The organism is Saccharopolyspora sp. (assembly GCF_017434145.1).
Lineage (GTDB): Bacteria > Actinomycetota > Actinomycetes > Mycobacteriales > Pseudonocardiaceae > Saccharopolyspora_C > Saccharopolyspora_C galaxeae.
On the sequence record NZ_JAFRFW010000902.1, the window covers coordinates 1 to 2,504 of the forward strand.

The window sequence follows — 2,504 nt, forward strand, 5'->3', positions numbered from 1 at the left end:
AGTCACCGAGGTGATCGTGCGCGGCAGCTCGTCGTCGGCGAGCAGGTCCGGTGCCAGCGCCGCGCACCCCGACCACAGGTCCGGCGCGGTCCCGGCGGCGCGCAGCGCGATCCGCCCGCCGTGCCCGCCACCGATCAGCATCGACCCTGGCAGGCCCGGGCGCTGCGAACGCAGGTGGTGCCCGAGCGAAAGGATCTCGGGCAGGCCCGGCGCGCCCCACGCGCCGTTCTCGTCGCGGTGGTTCGCGGCGATGACCGCGACCCCCACCGCGGCCAGGTCCTGGAACAGCGGGTGGAATTCCCACCGCCACACCGCGTCTTCCAGCGGGTGCAGCGCGAGCACCAGGTGCGAGCAGGATCGCCACTGGCCGCCGCCGTAGACGATCGCCTCGATGCCGCCGCCCAGCCGCAGCAGGTCGGCGGAGGCCCACGGCGGCAGCTCCGAAGCCTCCGAGTCCTCCGGCAACGTCGAGCTCGGCCCGCTCGGCGCCAGCGTGACCAGCGTCGACGGCCGCGCCGGCGAGGAGAACGGCACGCGGACCACCTTGCCGGGCAGGCAGGCGCGGTCCCCGGTGCTGCCCGGCGGCAGCGACAGCGGGGTGAGCTTGTCCTCGCGCGGCGCGTAGAGCTCCAGCGCGGAAAGCGCCCCGGAGTCCCGCCGCAGCAATACCCGCTGACCGCCGCCGTCCACCGCCAGCGGGACGTGCGCCGAGGTCAGCCGGTCCGGGAAGCGCACCGTGCTCGCCCCGTCCAGCACGACCCAGCCCAGCCGGTCGGATCCGTCCGCGGTCGAGCGCACCAGCAGCAGCTTGGAGCCCTGGTGGTGCAGCAGGATCCGGTCGTCGCTGTCGGCCGACAGCGAGAACAGCGGCTGCCAGGACCCGCGGCGCAGGTCGACCAGCACGCCTTCGACCCGCCGGTCCGGCCGGGTGAGGTTCAGCGCGAGCAGATCCGCGTCGGTGTCGAGCCACACACCCCCAGAGGCGGCACCAGGCAGCCGCACGAGTGGCTCGACACCGGGCGGGCCGTCGGTGATCCGCCAGACGGCACTCCGCTCCCGGTCCTCCCGGGCGATCAGGAAACCGAGTTGCGCGGCCGACGGGCTCGCCAGCAGGTAGCCCTCCTGGGCGCGCACCTGCCCGAGCAGGTGCGAGCGGGCGGCGGCCGTGTCGATCAGTTCCAGCTCGGCGAGCTCGTGATCCGTCGTCAGCAGCAGCACGCGGCCTTCGCCGAGCGGTGTGGCCTGCGCGGACGGGTCGACGACGGTGCCCCGGTGCAGCGCGCGGGCGGTGCCGTCGCGCTGCTGCGGGAAGCGGGATGCGCGGGAGTGGGCCGGGCGCGTGCCGAGGGAGCGGGACCGCAGGCTGTGCGGCCGTGCGGACCGGTTGGCGGTGCCGAAGTCCCACAGTTCGAGGGTGGAGATCTCCTCGCTGGTCCGGACGCACGCGACTTCCCGGCCGTCCGGGGAGAAGCCGAAGTTCGACCTGGACACGGCCAGCGAGGCTGGCCGGATCGGGGCGGGTGCGCTCATCGGCGCCCCGGTTCAGCGGGATGCACGCCGCGAGGCTAGGAAATCGCAGTTCAAGACGGTTTAAGGTTTCCTTAGAAAACGGCCGGAGGCACCCGGAAGTGTGGCCGCTGCTACTCGGAAGGGTGATCGGGGCGCCGGGTGCCGGAGACTTCCGGGAACGGGCGCGGCGCTACCGAGATCTCCCGCATCCGCTCGCCGTAGATCTCGTAGCGGCGCCGCGCCTCCCCGAACCGCTCCTGGCGCAGCAACGTCTCGACCAGGTCGAGGTGCGCCTCTTCGTCGTACGGGTCGTCCCGCAGCAGCCGCAGCGCGAACCGCGCGACCCGGTCGGCGTCTCCTTCGTCGCGCAGCCGCCGGGTCAGCGCCCGCAGCAGCGCGGTGTGCGTGGTGCGCAGCTCGTCGGCCAGCGGGGCCGCCCAGTCCTGGTACGGATCGTCCTCCAGGAAATCGCCGGTGTAGGCGGCTTCGGCGGCCAGCAGCAGCTCGGTGACCTCGTCGTGGTCCTGGCGGTGCGCCTCCAGCGCGCGCTCGGCCTGGGCGGCGAAGGACTCCACGTCGATGCGCACGTGCCGCGGGTCCAGCCCGACCGTGCCCGCTTCGCTGGTCAGCAGCACCGACCCGGCCGCAGGTCCGCGGGAGGCGAGCACGTCGCGCACGGTCGAGAGCAGTACCGACAGCCGGTTGCCCGCCCGGACCGGCTCGACCTCCGGCCACAGCAGCTCCATCAGTTCTTCCCGGCGCACCGGCCGCCGCTTCGCCACCAGGATCTTCAGCAGGTCCCGCGCTTTGCGGGACTGCCACGACGCCTTCGGCACCGGGCGCCCTGCGTGCTCGACCTGGAACACTCCCAGCGCGTGCAGCGCGACCGGAGGAGCCAGGTGCGCGACCGCCGCCAGCGGTCCGGCGGCGGTGCGGGAATCCGGCACGATGCCGTGTTCGCGCAAGGTGCGCTCGGCGAGGTCGACCGTGGCGGG

2 protein-coding genes are annotated in these 2,504 nt (G+C 73.8%); both read right to left on the minus strand.

From position 1 onward, the window contains the following. Positions 1-1,530 (minus strand): hypothetical protein (locus IJH84_RS24465; RefSeq protein ID WP_295149555.1); only part of this gene is annotated, 1,530 nt, incomplete at its 3' end. Between the two features lie 110 nt (positions 1,531-1,640). After that, on the minus strand, positions 1,641-2,504 hold an 864-nt coding region (locus IJH84_RS24470), incomplete at its 5' end, for a BTAD domain-containing putative transcriptional regulator (RefSeq protein ID WP_295149557.1).